This is a genomic window from Streptomyces sp. O3, from assembly GCF_054788135.1.
Window position 1 is genome coordinate 111,784 of the sequence record NZ_JBTVYK010000002.1, and the last position, 18,143, is coordinate 129,926.

Annotated in this window: 15 protein-coding genes and 1 pseudogene; 5 read left to right on the plus strand and 11 right to left on the minus strand. The window is 71.7% G+C overall.

Annotation, left to right across the window (positions count from 1 at the left end):
• Positions 1 to 204: 204 nt before the first annotated feature.
• On the plus strand, positions 205 to 1,569 hold the full coding sequence (locus ACX6XY_RS01860) for an FAD-dependent oxidoreductase (RefSeq protein ID WP_460325534.1): 1,365 nt from the start codon (positions 205 to 207) through the stop codon (positions 1,567 to 1,569).
• 271 nt (positions 1,570 to 1,840) lie between these two features.
• Positions 1,841 to 5,317, plus strand: a complete 3,477-nt coding sequence (locus ACX6XY_RS01865; RefSeq protein ID WP_460325536.1) for an Ig-like domain-containing protein — start codon at positions 1,841 to 1,843, stop codon at positions 5,315 to 5,317.
• Positions 5,318 to 5,399: 82 nt separating this feature from the next.
• Here the strand turns inward: ACX6XY_RS01865 and ACX6XY_RS01870 are convergent.
• The 3 genes and pseudogenes from ACX6XY_RS01870 to ACX6XY_RS01880 all read right to left on the minus strand — a co-directional run.
• Positions 5,400 to 5,857, minus strand: a pseudogene (locus tag ACX6XY_RS01870) (NAD(P)/FAD-dependent oxidoreductase); the annotation flags it as partial.
• The gene (locus tag ACX6XY_RS01875) at positions 5,823 to 5,957 is read right to left on the minus strand and encodes a hypothetical protein (protein ID WP_460325538.1); all 135 of its coding nucleotides are present in this window, start codon (positions 5,955 to 5,957) and stop codon (positions 5,823 to 5,825) included. The pseudogene ACX6XY_RS01870 and the gene ACX6XY_RS01875, both read right to left, overlap by 35 nt.
• Positions 5,954 to 6,367, minus strand: a complete 414-nt coding sequence (locus ACX6XY_RS01880) for an arsenate reductase ArsC (RefSeq protein WP_460325540.1) — start codon at positions 6,365 to 6,367, stop codon at positions 5,954 to 5,956. Before ACX6XY_RS01880 ends, ACX6XY_RS01875 begins: the two co-directional genes overlap by 4 nt.
• 132 nt (positions 6,368 to 6,499) lie before the next feature.
• On the opposite strand from ACX6XY_RS01880, the gene ACX6XY_RS01885 reads away from it, so the two are divergent.
• Positions 6,500 to 6,811 carry an ArsR/SmtB family transcription factor gene (locus ACX6XY_RS01885; protein WP_460325542.1) on the plus strand — a complete coding sequence of 104 codons (312 nt, stop codon included), beginning with the start codon at positions 6,500 to 6,502 and terminating at the stop codon, positions 6,809 to 6,811.
• Complete coding sequence (gene arsB / locus ACX6XY_RS01890) at positions 6,811 to 7,917, plus strand: ACR3 family arsenite efflux transporter (RefSeq protein WP_460325544.1); 1,107 nt, start codon at positions 6,811 to 6,813, stop codon at positions 7,915 to 7,917. The genes ACX6XY_RS01885 and arsB overlap by 1 nt, the downstream gene beginning before the upstream one ends.
• Before the next feature lie 30 nt (positions 7,918 to 7,947).
• On the opposite strand, the gene ACX6XY_RS01895 is transcribed toward arsB, so the two are convergent.
• The 6 genes from ACX6XY_RS01895 to ACX6XY_RS01920 all read right to left on the minus strand — a co-directional run bounded on the left by ACX6XY_RS01895 (position 7,948) and on the right by ACX6XY_RS01920 (position 14,349).
• Positions 7,948 to 8,781 carry an SDR family oxidoreductase gene (locus ACX6XY_RS01895; protein WP_460325546.1) on the minus strand — a complete coding sequence of 278 codons (834 nt, stop codon included), beginning with the start codon at positions 8,779 to 8,781 and terminating at the stop codon, positions 7,948 to 7,950.
• The gene (locus ACX6XY_RS01900; RefSeq protein WP_460325548.1) at positions 8,778 to 10,439 is read right to left on the minus strand and encodes an FAD-binding dehydrogenase; all 1,662 of its coding nucleotides are present in this window, start codon (positions 10,437 to 10,439) and stop codon (positions 8,778 to 8,780) included. Before ACX6XY_RS01900 ends, ACX6XY_RS01895 begins: the two co-directional genes overlap by 4 nt.
• Entirely contained in the window at positions 10,436 to 11,047 is a 612-nt protein-coding gene (locus ACX6XY_RS01905) for a TetR/AcrR family transcriptional regulator (protein WP_460325550.1), read from the minus strand. Before ACX6XY_RS01905 ends, ACX6XY_RS01900 begins: the two co-directional genes overlap by 4 nt.
• Positions 11,048 to 11,164: 117 nt before the next feature.
• Positions 11,165 to 11,980: a crotonase/enoyl-CoA hydratase family protein gene (locus ACX6XY_RS01910; protein ID WP_460325777.1), complete on the minus strand. Its 816-nt coding sequence runs from the start codon at positions 11,978 to 11,980 to the stop codon at positions 11,165 to 11,167.
• A 133-nt stretch (positions 11,981 to 12,113) separates the two neighbouring features.
• Positions 12,114 to 13,754 (minus strand): acyl-CoA dehydrogenase family protein, encoded by a 1,641-nt coding sequence (locus ACX6XY_RS01915; RefSeq protein WP_460325552.1) that lies wholly within the window; start codon positions 13,752 to 13,754, stop codon positions 12,114 to 12,116.
• On the minus strand, positions 13,738 to 14,349 hold the full coding sequence (locus tag ACX6XY_RS01920) for a TetR family transcriptional regulator (RefSeq protein ID WP_460325554.1): 612 nt from the start codon (positions 14,347 to 14,349) through the stop codon (positions 13,738 to 13,740). The genes ACX6XY_RS01915 and ACX6XY_RS01920 overlap by 17 nt, the downstream gene beginning before the upstream one ends.
• A 122-nt stretch (positions 14,350 to 14,471) precedes the next feature.
• Here ACX6XY_RS01920 and ACX6XY_RS01925 point away from each other — a divergent pair, with 122 nt between their 5' ends.
• Positions 14,472 to 16,691 (plus strand): NADP-dependent isocitrate dehydrogenase, encoded by a 2,220-nt coding sequence (locus ACX6XY_RS01925; protein ID WP_460325556.1) that lies wholly within the window; start codon positions 14,472 to 14,474, stop codon positions 16,689 to 16,691.
• 139 nt (positions 16,692 to 16,830) lie between these two features.
• On the opposite strand, the gene ACX6XY_RS01930 is transcribed toward ACX6XY_RS01925, so the two are convergent.
• Together ACX6XY_RS01930 and ACX6XY_RS01935 are read right to left on the minus strand one after the other, a co-directional pair.
• Positions 16,831 to 17,334 carry a nucleoside deaminase gene (locus tag ACX6XY_RS01930; RefSeq protein ID WP_460325558.1) on the minus strand — a complete coding sequence of 168 codons (504 nt, stop codon included), beginning with the start codon at positions 17,332 to 17,334 and terminating at the stop codon, positions 16,831 to 16,833.
• Positions 17,335 to 17,531: 197 nt separating this feature from the next.
• A complete protein-coding gene (locus ACX6XY_RS01935; protein ID WP_460325560.1) occupies positions 17,532 to 18,020 on the minus strand; it encodes an Lrp/AsnC family transcriptional regulator in 489 nt (162 codons plus the stop codon).
• Positions 18,021 to 18,143 lie beyond the last annotated feature (123 nt).

Consider the following 18,143-nt stretch of genomic DNA (forward strand, 5'->3'; position numbering starts at 1 on the left):
GCTCGCCCCTCCGAGCCGCGCCCCCGGCTGGACAGCTCGTGATCACCGGCAGCCGGACTGCTCACAGTGATGCTTGGCGGCCCCATAAGTTGACCTTATGAGGTCATAGATCCGACCCGGCTACTAACTAAGGCTTGCCTTAGTTTAGGCTTCTCTGCGAGTCCCACTAGTTCACTAGTTCACCGCTCGAAGGGAAACCTGATCATGCCTCGCCCCCTGCGGGTAGCCATTGTCGGAGCTGGCCCGGCCGGGATCTACGCCGCCGACGCGCTGCTGAAGTCCGCAGTGGCCACCGAGCCCGGCGTCTCCATCGACCTCTTCGAGCGGATGCCCGCCCCGTTCGGCCTGATCCGCTACGGCGTCGCGCCCGACCATCCGCGTATCAAGGGCATCGTCACGGCCCTCCACCAGGTGCTCGACAAGCCGCAGATCCGGCTCTTCGGCAATGTGGACTACCCCCGTGACATCAGCCTCGACGACCTGCGCTCCTTCTACGACGCGGTGATCTTCTCCACCGGCGCGACGGCGGACCGGGCACTCGGCATCCCCGGCATCGACCTCGACGGATCGCACGGCGCGGCGGACTTCGTCTCCTGGTACGACGGCCACCCGGACGTGCCCAGGACCTGGCCGCTCGACGCCGAGAAGGTCGCCGTGCTCGGCGTCGGCAACGTCGCGCTCGACGTGGCCCGGATCCTGGCCAAGACCGCGGACGAACTGCTGCCCACCGAGATCCCGTCGAACGTGTACGACGGCCTCAAGGCCAACAAGGCGCTGGAGGTGCACGTCTTCGGCCGCCGTGGCCCGGCGCAGGCCAAGTTCAGCCCGATGGAACTGCGGGAACTGGACCACTCCCCGAACATCGAGGTCATCGTCGACCCCGAGGACATCGACTACGACGACGGCTCGATCGCGACCCGGCGCGGCAACAAGCAGGCCGACATGGTGGCCAAGACCCTGGAGAACTGGGCCATCCGGGACATCGGCGACCGCCCGCACAAGCTCTTCCTGCACTTCTTCGAGTCGCCCGCCGAGATCCTCGGCGAGGACGGCCGGGTCGTCGGACTGCGCACCGAACGCACCGCGCTCGACGGCACCGGCAACGTCAAGGGCACCGGAGAGTTCAAGGACTGGGACGTCTCGGCGGTCTACCGCGCGGTGGGCTACCTCTCCGACGAACTGCCCAAGCTGCCCTGGGACGTGGACTCCGGGACGGTCCCCGACGAGGGCGGCCGGGTCATCGAGGACAGCGGCGAGCACCTGCGGTCGACGTACGTCACCGGCTGGATCCGGCGCGGCCCCGTGGGCCTCATCGGCCACACCAAGGGCGACGCCAACGAGACGGTCGCCAACCTCCTGGACGACCACGCGAACGGCCGTCTGCACACCCCCGCCGCGCCCGCTCCGGAGGCCGTGGACGCCTTCCTCGGCGAGCGGAACGTCCGCTTCACCACGTGGGACGGCTGGTACCGGCTGGACGCGGCCGAGAAGGCCCTGGGCGAGCCGCAGGGCCGCGAGCGGGTGAAGATCGTCGAGCGCGAGGACATGCTGAAGGCGAGCGGCGCGTAGCGTTCCCGCGCCGTCCCCGACGCCCCGCCGTCCCCGACGCCCCTGCCGTCTGTCGCGGAGTCGGCGCGGTCCGCCGTGGAGTCGGCCGCAGGAGAAGATCCCGCGGCCGACTCCGTTGCTCCAGACGCGCCGTTCCCGCTACGGAATCCCGGTGAACCTCCGCAACCCGCCCCGGTGAAGCGCGGGCGCGCGGCTGTGCGCGTGGCACAGTCCGCACGCCAGGCACATGCCCGTACGTGTGTGCGACGACGGCTCACGGAGGAGACGGCTGGTGGACGAAACCAGACCGGGACCGAGCGGGACAGCGGAGCGGCCGAGCGGGACGGCGCGTCAGCGGGGCAGACCGCGCGCCGCCATCGGACTGCTCGCCAGTGTGCTCCTGGTCCTGCAGTCGCTCGTGGCACTCGCGTCGTCGCCCGTGTGGGCGGGCGACGACCGGCAGGTCAACCCCAACACGCGTCGTGAGCCGCACAACGCGGTGGTGAATCCGCGTGATCCCTCGCAGGTCGCGGTCATGCAGGGCTGCACGGTCCACATCGACAACAACTACGGCGAAGACGGTTTCCCGATCAGGCGCTCGACCTCGATCACCGGCTGCTTCGGAGACCCGTCCCTGGCCTTCGACTCCCAGGGGCGGCTGTTCGCCACCCACCTCTCGCCATCGTTCAACGCGGGCGGCGCCACCAGGTTCGGGGTCGGCGTGGGGGAGATCACCGACCTGACGACGCCGGGGAACCAGCAGTACACCCCGGTCCAGGTGAGCGCCGACACCAGCGCCAACAACGACAAACAGTGGCTGGTGGCCGACGCCGGCCCCAAGAGCCCGTACGCCGACAACCTCTACATCGTCTGGACCCGCCTGGGCGGACCGCGCCGGGTGATGTTCTCGCGTTCCACCGACTCCGGCGCGAACTGGTCGACGCCGGTGGAGATCTCCGAGGCCGGAGAGGGGGCGGCGTGGCCCGCGCACCTCGCCGTCGCGGCCAACGGGGACCTCTACATCGCGTACCACGCCAACACCTGCGAGGACGAGGACCGGACCGCCGCCCAAGGCCCGGTCGAGACCGTCCCGTTGATCCGGGACGGCTCGGGCGGGGCCGATCTGGCCGCCGGTACGATCTCCCAGCGCACCGAGGCGTTCGGGCCCGGAGAGGCCAGCGTCACCTGCAACGTCCAGGGCACGGGCGACGAGATCCCCGGCACCGACTTCTGGATGCAGGGCAGCAACCAGCCCTGGGTGCTGGCCGACCCGGCCCGCCCCGGCAACGTCTACGTCGTCGCCAACGACAACCCCGACAACGTGTTCGGCACCTGCTCCGGGTCCGTCTCCGGCAACATCTGCAACGGTGTGGTCCAGGATCCCGGAGACGACGGCGACGTGGTCATCGCCCGCTCGACCGACAACGGCCTCAACTTCACCACGAGCCGGGTCGACCACGGACCGGGCGAGACCTTCGCGGTGCTGCCCACCGCCCATCTCGACCAGGACGGCAACATCGTCGCCACCTGGTACGACAACCGCCTTGGCGCCACCAACGGCGGCAGCGGCCCGAACGGCAACGACAACTTCCTGCTGGAGCTGTACGGCACGACCAGCCGCGACGGCGGCCAGACCTGGTCCCCGGACTTCCGCGTCAGCGACGAGCCGTTCGACCCCGACGTCGGCGCCCCCTGCCGCTTCGGCTCCGCGTCGAACTGCCGGACCCAGACCAGCGAACCCCAGCAGACCCTGCGCATCGGCGAGTACAACGGCCTGTGGACGGCCAACGGAATCGGCTACGCGACATGGACCGGCAACACCACGCCGCCAGGGCCCGACGGCACGGGCGCGGCGGCGCCCCAGACCAGCTACTACGACGTCTTCTCGCTGCTCGGCGCCTTCCCCGACCCGCTGGAGCCGAACGAGTCGATCGACACCGCGGTGGCCGCCGGGCTCGGCAACGACGACAGGTTCAACAAGCGGCGCCTCACTCTGCACAGCCCGACCGACGCCGACTTCTTCCGGGTCGAGCCCCGGCACACCGGCCACCTGCGCGTCGGGATCGACTTCAATGAGGTGATCTCCGACCTCCAGGTACGGGGGTATGACAGGTTCGGCAACGAGGTCGCCGTCGGCGAGGCCGGGATGACCGGGACCGGCAGCTCGACCAGCGGCTTCGCGATCCCGGTCGTCAAGGACGGCACGTACTTCATCGCCGTGAGCGACGAGGGGATCAGCGACCCGACCAGTCCCGGCGACGCGTCGCCGACCGACCCGGCACAGGCGACGTACGACCTCACGGCCGTCAACCGCGCGGCCCCGGAGCCGTTCGGCATCGACCTCACACGCGCCTCGGACTCGGGCCGCTTCGACCATGACGACGTCACCGACGACACCAGCCCGGTGCTCCGCCTCAGGGTGGACGACGCGGACCTGCTCGACGCGGGCATCGCCCTGTCGCCGGAGAACGCCACGACCGACGAACTCGCCGACGACGAACCGGGCTTCAAGGTCGCGGTCGAGTCGGACGGCAGGCGGGTCGCCCTGGCCCAGCCGGTGGACCCGGTCAACCGGCCCGGAATCTACGAAGCCACCCTGGACCAGGTGCTGTTCGAGGGGGAGCGGCTGATCACCGCCGAGGTGGTGATCGTCGACCCGTCCGACGACCCGGCCAGCACGGACGTCGACCACGACACCGCGTCCGGCAAGGAGAGCGCCCACCGCCTGGGGCTCACGCTCGACACCACCGCGCCGGACCCGCCGGACGCCCCCGACCTGCTGCCCTCAAGCGACACCGGTGGCATCAACGTCGACAACATCACCACGCTCACCACACCCGCCTTCCAGGGCTCGGGCGTCGAGCGGAACGCCCTGGTGCGGCTGCTGGCCGACCCGGCCGGACCGGAAGGCCCGTTCGTGGTCGGCAAGGACACCGCGACGTCGGGCGGCGCGTACGAGATCGTCAGCGACCCGCTCGACGACGGCGTGTACGCCTTCACCCTGCAACTGGAGGATCTCGCGGGCAATGTGACCACCGGCCTCTCCGCGCTCCAGGTGACCGTCGCCCACGAGTCGCTCACGCTCTCAGGCGCGACCGAGGACGTCGTCGTCCACGTCGACGAGGGGACCGTGACGGGCTACCCCGGTGTTCCGGGCGGAGTGATCGGCATCCGGGGAATCCCGACCGTGCGTCTCGACGCGGGCGGCAACGGCCTGTCGGTGGTGGGCGGCGCGGCCGACGCGTCGCTGACGTTCACTCCGACGGCCGCTGACGCCGGACGCCTGAGCCGGTCGGGCGCCGACCAGGTGCTGCACATGTCCGGCGTGGACGGCCCGGTGGGCGTCGCTCCCGGCGGCGGGGACGACGTCGTGACGCTCCGCGGCACGACCGGCGCCGACGTGATCACCGGCACCGTGGACACCCTGTCCTCGCTCGTGGTCGAGGGTCTGCTGGGACTGGAGATCGCCACGGCCGAGACCGAGCGGATCGCCGTCGCGGCGCGGGACGGCAAGGACACCGTGGACCTCACGGTACGGGACACGGTGTCCGCGCGTCTGTCCGTCGACGCGGGCCCCCCGACCACGGCCCCGCCGCCCCAGGGCGACGCCCTGACCGTACGGGCCGGTTCACCCCAGGGCCAGGTCAAGTCGTCGCCCGGCGGCCCGAGTACGGCCCAGGGCTCGGTGTTCGTCACCTACCCGCAGACCACCGACGCCACCACCAGGGTCGACTACGCGGAGACCGAGAAACTGGACTTGGTGAAGTAGCGCACCTCACCGGTCACTTTCCCGAGACGGGGCCGGAACCCGGTACGGGCTCCGGCCCCGCGTCGTGCGGTGCGCGCCCTCGTCAGGCGGTGGCCGAGACCGGCTGGCCCGCGGGGGCGGCGTCCGTCAGGGCGGCCAGATACCGCTCGGCGTCGAGCGCCGCGGCGCAGCCGCCGCCCGCCGTCGTGATCGCCTGCCGGTAGGTGTGGTCGACGACGTCACCGGCCGCGAAGACGCCGGGCAGGTTGGTACGGGTGCTGGGCGCGGCGTCAGACCGCCGAGCCTGCCGTCCTTCGGGTGGATCTCGGCCACCTCGCTGTCCCAGGCGAATGTGATCTTCGGGTCGGCGAAGGCGCGTTCCTGCATGGCCTTGGAGGCGCGCAGCGCGTCACGGCGGTGGACCACCGTGACCGACCGGGCGAACCGGGACGGGAAGGCGGCTTCCTCCAGCGCCGTGTCGCCGCCGCCGACCACGGCGATGTCGTGCTCGCGGAAGAAGAAGCCGTCACAGGTCGCGCAGTAGGAGACGCCGTGGCCGGAGCGAGGCGCGGGCCGGGTAGAGCGCCGCGGTGCAGCCCGCGGGGCCCGACCCGACGATGATCACATTCCGTACGTCGCTGTCAGGCCCGCCGTCGCTCATGCGGTCGGCTCCGGCGCGATCTCGGCGATCAGGCCCTCCACCAGGGTCCTGATCTCGTCCCGGATCGGGCGGACGGCCGCCACGCCCTGACCCGCCGGGTCCTCGAGCTTCCAGTCCAGGTACCGCTTGCCGGGGAAGACGGGGCAGGTGTCGCCGCAGCCCATCGTGACGCAGACATCGGACTCCTTCACCGCGTCCACGGTGAGGACCTTCGGAACCTCGGCCGAGATGTCGATGCCGACCTCGCGCATCGCCTCCACGGCGGCCGGGTTCACCGCGTCTCCGGGGGCGGACCCGGCCGAGCGGACCTCGACGCGGTCCCCCGCCAGGTGGGTCAGCCAGGCGGCCGCCATCTGGGAGCGGCCGGCGTTGTGGACGCACACGAACAGGACGGAGGGCTTCTCAGACATCGGAAGGTCTCTCTTGTCGTACGACGGGATCAGGCGCGCCGGGCTGCGGGCCGCGGGCTGCGGGCTGCGGGCCGTGCGGCTCATATCAGCACCCGGTGGTGTCATCCACCACTGATGTGACAGTATCAGTCCATGATGACGTCAGCCAATACTGATCTGATCCGGGTCATCGCCGACCCGCTCAGGCTGCAGATCGTGACCCTGCTCGCCCACGAGACCCTGTGCACCAGCCATCTCGTGGCGGAGACGGGCGCCCGGCAGACCAACCTCTCCAACCACCTCCGGGTGCTCCGCGACGCGGGCGTGGTGGAGACGGAGCCGTGCGGGCGCTTCACGTACTACAAGCTGAAGCCCGAGGTCATCGAGGCCCTCGCCGAAACCTTCGGCGAGCTGGCAGACACCGCCCGTACGACGATCGAGACCGACCGAAAGCGAGCCTGCTGATGACCGCGACCGAACCCGGCGCCACCGCACCGCCACAGGCGGGCGATGATGCCTCGATCGTCGCCAAGCTCTCCACACTCGACCGCTTCCTCGCGGTGTGGATCCTGCTCGCGATGGCCCTCGGCCTGGGCCTCGGCCGGGCGATCCCCGGCCTGAACGACGCCCTCGCGAAGGTCGAGGTCGGCGGGGTCTCGCTGCCCATCGCCGTCGGCCTGCTGATCATGATGTACCCGGTGCTCGCCAAGGTCCGCTATGACAAGCTCGACACGGTGACCGGCGACAAGAAGCTGATGGCCTCGTCGCTGGTGATCAACTGGCTGGCAGGCCCCGCGGTGATGTTCGCGCTCGCCTGGATCTTCCTGGCGGACCTGCCCGAGTACCGCACCGGCCTGATCATCGTCGGCCTGGCCCGCTGCATCGCCATGGTGATCATCTGGAACGACCTGGCCTGCGGCGACCGCGAGGCCGCCGCCGTCCTGGTCGCCCTGAACTCCGTCTTCCAGGTGATCGCCTTCGGGCTGCTCGGCTGGTTCTACCTCGACCTGCTGCCCGGCTGGCTGGGCCTGGGCGAGGGCGAGACGCTTGACCTCTCGATATGGAAGATCGCCCTCAATGTGGTCATCTTCCTGGGCGTGCCGCTGCTCGCGGGCTTCCTGACCCGCCGGATCGGCGAGCGGAAGCTCGGCCGCGCGGCGTACGAATCGGCGTTCCTGCCGAAGATCGGCCCCTGGGCGCTGTACGGCCTGCTCTTCACGATCGTCATCCTGTTCGCCCTCCAGGGCAAGACCATCACCTCGCAACCCCTGGACGTCGCCCGGATCGCGCTCCCGCTGCTGGTCTACTTCGCCGTGATGTGGGCCGGAACGTTCCTGCTGGGCAAGGCGATCGGCCTCGCCTACGACCGCACCGCGACCCTCGCCTTCACCGCCGCGGGCAACAACTTCGAGCTCGCCATCGCCGTCGCCATCGCCACCTTCGGCGTGACCAGCGGCCAGGCGCTGTCCGGCGTGGTCGGCCCGCTGATCGAGGTGCCGGTGCTGATCGCGCTCGTGTACGTGTCGCTGGCGTGGCGCAAGAAGTTCACGGAGTCGAAGCTGACGACGTGACACCGGCGGTGTGACATCGGCCGTACGAGGTCAGCGCAGGCCGTGGCGGCGGGCCACCAGGCGTTCGGCGGCCGACCGGGGGATCAGCCGCCGGAGCGCGAACGCCAGCGGCGCGTTGCTGCCCACCGCGTACAGCGGCTTCGGGCGGTGCGCCTCGACGGCTCTCAGCACGGTCGCCGCGACCTTCTCCGCGGCGATGCCGCCGCGTTCGTTGGCGTTCAGCGCGGCCAGCATCGTGCGGTACTCGCCGGCGAACGGGGAGTCGTCGGCGATGTACTGGGTACGGCGTTCGCTGATCCCCGTGTTGATCGCGCCGGGCTCGACGGTGCTGACGCCGACCCCGTACGGCGCGACCTCGCGGCGCGCGGCGCTCGCGAAGCCCTTCAGCGCCGCCTTGGAGGCCACATACGAGGAGCGGTACGCCAGCGGGAAGCTGGCGAGCATCGAGCCGACCATGATCACGCGGCCCCGCCGCCTGGCGCGCATGCCCGGCAGCAGGAGCTGGGTGAGGCGGACGGCGCCGAAGACGTTCAGCTGGAAGAGGCGCTGGATCGCCTCGGCGGGGAGTTCCTCGAAGGGGCCGTTCTGGCTCTCCCCGGCGTTGTTGACCAATACGTCAACCCCGCCCGTGCCCCCGCCCCCGCACGCCGCATCGGCGCAGGACGTGATGCTCGCCTCGTCGGTGAGGTCGAGCGCCAGATACGCCACACCCGCGACCGGCTCGGCGACCGCCGACGGCTCCCGGCTGGTGCCGTACACCCGGTACCCGCGCCGGACCAGGGCGGCGGCTACGGCCGCCCCGATGCCGGAGGAAGCGCCGGTCACCAGGGCCGTACGACCGTGGCCGGGAAGCCCGGCGCTCACGCCAGCCGCCGGGCCAGCGCGCGCCCCGCGGCCCGCCCGGAGAAGATACAGCCGCCGAGGAACGTGCCTTCCAGGGCGTTGTATCCGTGCACACCGCCGCCGCCGAACCCGGCCACCTCGCCCGCCGCGTACAGCCCGTCGAAGGCCGCGCCGTCGGGGCGTACGACCTGCGAGTCCAGCGTCGTCTCCAGGCCGCCGAGCGTCTTCCGGGTGAGCAGGTGCAGGCGTACCGCGATCAGCGGGCCCTGTGCGGGGTCCAGCAGCCGGTGCGGCCTGGCCACCCGCATCAGCTTGTCCGGGCGGTAGGCGCGGGCGTTGCCGACGGACATCATCTGGAGGTCCTTGGAGTACGGGTTGCCCGTCTCGCGGTCGCGGGCCACGACCTCCCGTTCGACCTGCGCGAGGTCCAGCTTGGGGCCTGGCGTGATCGCGTTCATCCCGTCGACCAGCTCGCCCAGGGTGCGGCGGACGACGAAGTCCTCGCCCCGGTCGAGGAAGTCCCGCACCGGGCCCGGCGCGCCCTTCTTCACGCGCGACAGCACCAGCTTGACGTCCTTGCCGGTGATGTCGGGGTTCTGCTCCGAGCCGGAGAGGGCGAACTCCTTCTCCACGATGGCGCGGGTGAGGATGAACCAGCTGTAGTCGTAGCCCGTGCCGACGATGTGCCGCAGGGTGGCGAGCGTGTCGTGGCCGGGGAAGAGCGGCGCGGGCAGCCGCTTGCCCGTCGCGTCCAGCCAGAGCGACGACGGCCCCGGAATGATCCGGATGGCGTGGTCGGGCCAGACGGGGTCCCAGTTCTTGACGCCCTCGGTGTAGTGCCACATGCGGTCCCGGTTGACGATCGAGCCGCCCGCGCTCTCGGTGATCCCGAGCATCCGGCCGTCGACGTGCGCGGGGACGCCGGTGATCATCGACTGGGGCGCCGGGCCGATCCGGTCGACCGGCCAGTTCTCGCGCACCAGCTGCTGGTTGCCGCCGATGCCGCCCGAGGTCACGACCACGGCCTGGGCGCGCAGCTCGAACTCCCCGGCCGCCTCGCGCGAGGAGGCGACGCCGCGCGGCCGCGCGGACGGGGCGAGCACGGTGCCGCGCACGCCCACCGCCGCACCGCCCTCGACGATCAGCTCGTCGACCTGGCAGCGATGCCGGAACGTGACCAGGCCGCGCTCGGCGGCGGCCATGACCGGCTCCAGGAAGACCCGTACGACCTCGGGCCCCGTGCCCCAGGTGAGATGGAAGCGCGGCACCGAGTTGCCGTGTCCGCTCGCGCTGCCGCCGCCGCGCTCGGCCCAGCCGACCATCGGCGTCAGGCGCAGCCCGAGCCCGCGCAGATAGGCCCGCTTCTCACCGGCGGCGAAGTCCACGTACGCCTGCGCCCACTTGCGCGGCCAGTGGTCCTCGCGGTCCCGGTCGAAGCCCGCCGAGCCGAGCCAGTCGGCGAGGGCGAGCTCGTAGGAGTCCTTGACGCCCGCGCGGCGCTGCTCGGGGCTGTTGACGAAGAACAGCCCGCCGAGCGACCAGAAGGCCTGGCCGCCGACGTTGGCCTCGTTCTCCTGGTCCACGACCAGGACCCGGCGTCCGGCGCGGGTCAGCTCATAGGTGGCGACGAGACCGGCAAGTCCCGCGCCCACCACGATGACGTCGGCGTCCTCGCTCATTGCGGCTCCTCGGTGATCGGTGTGCTGTAGGACTGCAGGACGTGCTGGAACAGCTCCTCGCGCCGGTGGCGCGCCGCGTCGCTGTCCGGTTCGAGCAGGACCTGTACGGAGGTGCCGTCGTGCACGGCGACCAGGGCCTGCCCGAGCGCCGTCGGGTCGGTGACGCGGCGTCCGGCCCGGCCGAGCGCGGCCGCCACGACCGGCAGGATGGTGTCCTGGATGGCTTGCTCCCGTGCGGCCATCACCCGCCGCAGGCCGGGGGTGCGCAGCGCGTGCGCGGTGAACTCGGCGGTCACCCGGTACCAGGCGTCGTCGACGGGGATCGCGCGCAGCGCGGCCCGCAGCGCCTCGTCCGGCGTCGCGTCGGGCACATCGGCCAGGGCGGCGCGCAGGGCGGCGATCAGCTGGGTCGACCGCTGTTCCCACATGGCGAGGAACAGCTCGTCCAGCGAGGAGAAGTTCGAGTAGAACGCGCCGCGGGTGTATCCGGCGCGCTCGCAGATCTTCTCGACCGTGGAGCGTCCGAAGCCTTCTTCCGCGAACACGTCGAGCGCCGCGGCGAGCAGCCGCTGCCGGGTCCTGGCGCGGCGGGCCGTGGGCGCCGCCATGGCTCACCACCCCTTTCGGCGCGCGTCGGCACACGCTTCGATACGTGAACGTATCCGATGCACGTGTGTATCGAAAGGGGCGGGCCGCTACCGGATACGGTTAACCGGGGCGGTCGCTCACGGGGGCGTGTCGAACGCGCCGTGCCGCCCGGTGCCCGCGGCGAACCGCGCCGCCCCCGCCGCCGTGTCGGCCGCGAGCGACGCCATGCCGTGGGCGAACTCCCCGGCGAGCGCGTCCGGTTCGCTCAGGCCCTCCTGTTCGAGCACCGACAGCCGGTCGTGTCGCAGACAGGTCTGCGGGAACGCCGCGAGCCGCGCCGCGAGCTCCTGCGCGGCGGACAGCGCCTGCCCGGTCGGTACGACCCGGTTGGCCAGTCCGATCCGCAGCGCCTCGGCCGCGTCGACCGGCCGCCCGGTCAGGATCAGGTCCATCGCGACGCTGGCGCCGATCAGCCGGGGCAGCCGTACGGTGCCGCCGTCGATCAGCGGCACCCCCCAGCGGCGGCAGAACACGCCGAACACCGCGCTCTCGTCGGCCACCCGCAGATCCGCCCAGAGCGCCAGCTCCAGGCCGCCCGCCACGGCGTGCCCCGAGATCGCGGCGATCACCGGCTTGGACAGGCGCATCCGGGACACGCCCATCGGGCCGTCGCCGTCCGGCGCGACGCGGTTGCCCGCGCCCGCGCTGACGGCCTTCAGGTCCGCGCCGGAGCAGAAGGCGCCGCCGTCGCCGTACAGCACGGCGACTGAGGCGTCCGGGTCGGCGTCGAAGGCCCGGAACGCGTCGGCCAGCGCGGCGGCGGTGGCGCGGTCCACGGCGTTGCGCACCTCGGGCCGGTGCAGCGTCACCGTGGTCACCGGCCCGTCCCGCCGCACCGCCACCGCCCCGGTACCCGTGCCGGAACCCGAACCGGGGCCCGCACCACCACCCACCTCGCTCACCGCCCGCACCCTCGTGCGCCGCACTCGCGCACCGGCCCGCGCCTCTCACTCCGGCCGCCGCCCGGCGCGGGGCCGCCGCTGCCGCCGCCCTTCGTGTGCGGAGAGGCGTCGTCCCGGTGCGGGCTCACCGGGGGTTCCCGGCCGGGCGGGCCCGTTCGATGAGGGTCGACGTGTCCACGCCGGTGGGCAGGGTGCCGAACGCGACGCCCCAGTCGCCGTCGAGGCGGGACGCGCAGAACGCGTCCGCGACCGCCGGGTGGCCGTACCGCACCAGCAGCGAGCCCTGGAGCAGCAGCGCCATCGACTCCACGGTCCGGCGCGCCCGGTACTGCGCCTGGTCCAGGTCCGTGAGCTCCTTGCGCAGCCGCGCGACGGCCGCGTCCAGGCGGCGGTCGGCGCCCGCGGCCCGCTCGACCTCGGTGAAGAACGCGTCCACGGTCCGCGGCTGCTTGCCCATCGCCCGCAGCACGTCCAGCGCGGCGACATTGCCCGATCCCTCCCAGATGGAGGGCAGCGGCGACTCGCGGTACAGCCGGGGCAGCCCCGAGTCCTCGACATAGCCGTTGCCGCCGAGGCACTCCAGCGCCTCCGCCGCGTGCGCGGGCGCCCGCTTGCACACCCAGTACTTGCTGACCGCGAGCCCGATCCGGCGCAGCAGCTCCTCCGCCTCGTCGCCCGCCGTCGCCCGGTCGACGGCCCCGGCCAGCCGCATGCCGACCACCGCCGCCGCCTCGGCCTCGACGGCCAGGTCGGCCAGGACGTTCGTCATCAGCGGCTGGTCGACCAGCCGGTCGCCGAAGGCGCTGCGGTATGTGGCGTGGTGCACCGCCTGCACGACGCCCTGCCGCATCCCGGCCGCGGAGCTCACCGCGCAGTCCAGGCGCGTCATGTTCACCATCTGGATGATGGTGGCCACGCCCCGGCCCTCCTCGCCGACCAGCTGGCCGAGAGCCCCCTCGTACTCGATCTCGGACGAGGCGTTGGAGCGGTTGCCGAGCTTGTCCTTGAGGCGCTGTAGCCGGATCGCGTTGCGGGCGCCGTCCGGCAGTACGCGCGGCACCAGGAAGCAGGACAGGCCGCCGGGCGCCTGCGCGAGGGTGAGGAACACATCCGACATCGGCGCGGAGGTGAACCACTTGTGGCCGGTCAGCGCGTACATCCCGTCGCCGGCGGGCACGGCGCGCGTGGTGTTGGCGCGTACGTCCGAGCCGCCCTGCTTCTCGGTCATCGACATGCCCGCGATGAGTCCGCGCTTGGCGGTGGGCACCCGCAGGCCGTAGTCGTACGTGTGCGAGGTCAGCAGCGGTTCGTAGATCCCGGCCAGCTCGGGCTCGGCGCGCAGCGCGGGCACGGCCGCGTAGGTCATCGAGATCGGGCACAGGTGTCCGGGGTCGGTCTGGCCCCACACGTACACCTTCGCGGCCCTGGCCACATGCGCGCCCTCACGGTCCTGCCGCCAGGGCGCGCCGTGCAGGCCGTGCTCCACGGCGACGGTCATCAGGTCGTGCCAGTACGGGTGGAACTCGACCTCGTCGATCCGGTGGCCGTAGCGGTCATGGGTGTGCAGTACCGGAGGGTTCTTCTCCACCGCCCTGGCCCACTCCTGGGCCTGTTCGCCGCCCGCCCGCAGGCCCAGCTCGTGCAGCTCGGCCTCGGCCCAGGCGGCGCCCTCACGGCGCAGGCCGTCCAGGAGGGCCGGGTCGTTGGCGACGTCGTACCCGGCAAGCGGGGGTACCTGGTTGGTGACTTCATGCGTCGCTGGCATCGGTGACTCCCAGGGCTCGGATGGTGAAGGTGACCAGGGCGGATACGGTGTCCGGCCCGGCGGCGGGGTCGGACAGCGGCCCGATCAGCGCCTCCGCGACCGCGCCGACCAGCGCGGCGGCGGTCAGCGAAGCGTCCTGCGGGGGCAGCACCCCGCGCGCCACGCCCGCGGCGACGCGCTCGGCGAACACATCGCGGAAGGCGCGCCGGAACACCAGGCGCTCCGCGTCCACGGCGGCGTCCGCGGGCTCGGCGAGCAGCGCGTACGCCAGGCGCGGCGCTTTGAGCGCCCGGCCGGCGAAGGTCTCGACGGCCGCGACGATCGCGTGGACCAGGTCGTCGCGGCCGTGCGCGGCCTCGGACACCGCTGCCACCTCGCGGGACACCACGGTCTGGAACAACTCGACCGCGAGCGCGGACTTGCCGGGGAAGTGCCGGTACAGGCTGCCGGTCGCCAGGCCCGCGCGCTCGGCCACGGCCGACATCGTGCAGCCCGCGTACCCCCGCTCGGCGAGCAGCTCGACGGCCGCGTCCAGGACGAGTACGCGCTGGGCGTCGAGCCGGGCCTGCACCGCCGGGGTGCGTCGATAGGGCATACAAGAAGTGAAGCAGTGATTCATCTCTTCAACAAGCCCCTCGCGTGATCCCGCGTCGATCACGAGATATCTTGATGTCGAGCAATGTTGCAGAGACGTGGAGACGTGGAGCGGAGCACACGGTGACTGACTCGACCATCATCTATACGCACACTGACGAGGCCCCGGCCCTGGCGACGTATTCGTTCTTGCCCGTCGTCCAGGCCTACGCCTCGACGGCCGGGGTCGGCGTGGAGACCCGTGACATCTCCCTCGCGGGCCGGATCATCGCCAGCTTCCCCGAGCGCCTGACCGAGGACCAGCGCATCGACGACGCGCTCGCCGAGCTCGGCGAGCTGGCCAAGACCCCCGGCGCGAACATCATCAAGCTGCCCAACATCTCGGCGTCGATCCCGCAGCTGAAGGCGGCCATCGCCGAGCTTCAGGAGCAGGGATACGCCCTGCCGGACTACCCGGACGACCCGAAGACCGACGAGGACAAGGACGTCCGCGCGCGCTACGACAAGGTCAAGGGCAGCGCCGTGAACCCGGTCCTGCGCGAGGGCAACTCCGACCGCCGCGCCCCCGCGTCGGTCAAGAACTACGCCAAGGCGCACCCGCACAGCATGGGCGCCTGGACGGCCGAGTCCAAGACGAACGTCGCGACCATGGGCGTCGACGACTTCCGCTCCACCGAGAAGTCCGTGACCATCCCCGAGGACGGCGCGCTGCGCATCGAGCTCGCCGCCGCCGACGGCACCACCACCGTGCTGCGCGAGTCGGTTCCCGTCATCGCCGGTGAGGTCGTGGACGCGGCGGTGCTCCGGGCCGCGGCGCTGCGCGAGTTCCTCACCGCGCAGATCGCCCGCGCCAAGGCCGACGGCGTGCTGTTCTCGGTGCACCTCAAGGCCACCATGATGAAGGTCTCCGACCCGATCATCTTCGGCCACGTGGTGCGCGCCTTCTTCCCGAAGACGTTCGCCCAGTACGGCGAGACCCTCGCGGCCGCGGGGCTGAGCCCCAACGACGGCCTCGGCGCCCTCCTCGCCGGTGTCGAGGCGCTGCCCGACGGCGCCGCGATCAAGCAGTCCTTCGAGGCCGAGATCGCCGAGGGCCCGGAGCTGGCGATGGTCGACTCCGACCGCGGCATCACCAACCTGCATGTGCCGAGCGACGTCATCGTGGACGCCTCCATGCCCGCCATGATCCGCACCTCGGGACACATGTGGGGCGTGAACGGCGAAGAGGCCGACACCCTCGCGGTCCTCCCGGACAGCAGCTACGCCGGTGTCTACCAGGCCGTCATCGAGGACTGCCGCGCCAACGGCGCCTTCGACCCGGCGACCATGGGCTCCGTCCCGAACGTCGGCCTGATGGCGCAGAAGGCCGAGGAGTACGGCAGCCACGACAAGACCTTCGAGATCCCCGCCGCGGGCACCGTCCGCGCCGTGGACGGCGCGGGCAACGTCGTCCTGGAGCAGGACGTGGCCGTCGGCGACATCTTCCGCATGTGCCAGGCCAAGGACGCGCCCATTCGCGACTGGGTCAAGCTCGCCGTCACCCGCGCCCGCGCCACCGGCGCCCCGGCCGTGTTCTGGCTCGACGAGACCCGCGCGCACGACGCGCAGCTCATCGCCAAGGTCAAGACGTACCTCGCCGAGCACGACACCGAGGGTCTGCGGATCGAGATCATGTCGCCGGTCGAGGCGACCAAGTTCTCCCTGGAGCGCATCCGCCGCGGCGAGGACACCATCTCGGTCACCGGCAACGTCCTGCGCGACTACCTGACCGACCTGTTCCCGATCCTGGAGCTGGGCACCAGCGCCAAGATGCTCTCGATCGTGCCGCTGATGAACGGCGGCGGCCTCTTCGAGACGGGCGCCGGCGGCTCCGCGCCGAAGCACGTCCAGCAGCTGGTCAAGGAGAACTACCTGCGCTGGGACAGCCTGGGCGAGTTCTTCGCGCTCGCGGCCAGCTTCGAGCACCTGGCGCAGAGCACGGGCAACGCGCGCGCCCAGGTGCTCGCCGACACCCTCGACCGGGGCACCGCGACCTTCCTCAACGAGAACAAGTCGCCCACCCGTCGCGTCGGCGGCATCGACAACCGCGGCAGCCACTTCTACCTGGCCCTCTACTGGGCCCAGGAGCTGGCCAAGCAGACCGACGACGCACAGCTCGCCGAGGCCTTCGCCCCGCTCGCCAAGACGCTGGCCGAGCAGGAGCAGACCATCGTCGGCGAGCTGCTCGCCGTACAGGGCTCGCCGGCCGACATCGGCGGCTACTACCAGCCCGACGCGGCCAAGGCCGAGACCGTGATGCGGCCTTCGGCGACGCTCAACCAGGCGCTCGCGACGCTCGGCTGACGCGGCCGCCTGGCTCGCTGACGCGGCCGCCCGGCTGGCTGACGCGCCAGCCGGGACGCGCGCCCCATACGACCGCCGCCCCCTCCGCCGGATTCCTTCCGGCAGAGGGGGCGGCGGTCGTGCGCGGTGCGCCGGACGCTCAGTAGTCGACGCGGTCGGACTTGGCCAGCCAGGCGTCGAACGGGGCCGTACGGTTCGGCAGGACCAGCTGCTCGATCGTCGCGGGCCACGCCGACTGGGGCCGCTTCTCGAACAGGTCGTAGAACTTGCGGTCGTCGAAACCGGCCACCGCGGCGTCGTCCCGGTCGGCGCAGTAGACGATCCGGTCGACGCGCGCCCACAGCGCGGAGGACAGGCACATCGGGCACGGCTCGCAGGACGTGACCAGGACGCAGCCCGCGAGCGAGAAGGTGCCCAGCTCCTTGCAGGCGGCACGCATCGCGCTCACCTCGGCGTGCGCCGTCGGGTCCAGGGTCGCGGTCACCTGGTTGTTGCCGAGGGCGACGACCTCGCCGTCCTTGGCGATCAGCGCGCCGAACGGACCGCCGCCGTTCGCCACGCTCTCGGTGGCCAGCCTGATCACCCGGTCGGTCCAGGTGCGCTCCAGGTCCTGGACGCTCGGTTCCTGGGTGTGCGTGGTCATGGTCGCTCCTTAGGCGGGCGGGTGGGGACGCCCTGGATGTAGCCGGACTGATCGTGCTGTCGCTGCCTTTTCTGTTGAGGAGTACACAGCCCGTGGCACGGAATCAGCCAGGGGGTGAACCCCTGAAGAACCCCGCAGGTCGTCACTGGTCTTTCGGAGGTTTCTACAAGCGACGGCCCGCACGGTCCGACCGAGCCTCACCGCCTTCGCTCACCGGCGGCCGTCCGGCCGACCGCCTCCACCAAGGGCAGCAGCCGGTGCGGCACCCGTTCGCGCAGGACCACCTCGGTGCGGGTGCGCACCACACCGGGCAGATTGATCAGCTGCTGGATCACATCCTCGAGATGGGCGTTGTCCCGCGCCGCCACCCGTGTCAGCAGGTCGCCGCCACCGGTGATCGAGAAGGCCTCGATGATCTCGGGCACCCCGGCGAGCGCGTCCCCCACCTCGTCGAGATGCCCCTGGGTGACCTCGACATGGACGAACCCCAGAACCGGGTGGCCGAGCGCGGCGGGTGACAGGGACACGGCCGTGCCGGTGATCACCCCATCCCGCTCCAGCCGGTCGAGCCGCGCCTGGAGGGTGCCGCGCGCGATCCCCAGGACGCGCGCGTACTCGCGCACGCTGGTGCGCGGCTGCTCCAGCAGCAACCGCAGAATCCGGGTGTCCAGCTCGTCGACCGCCATGCTCCCTCGGCCTCCTGCGTACGCGGCATGATCACATACGACTCTACCGAGCGCAGCTCAGGGCGGCGCGTCGGCCGACCAGCCGACCGACGCGGACCCCGGCCTCCGGCGCGGCCAGGGTCC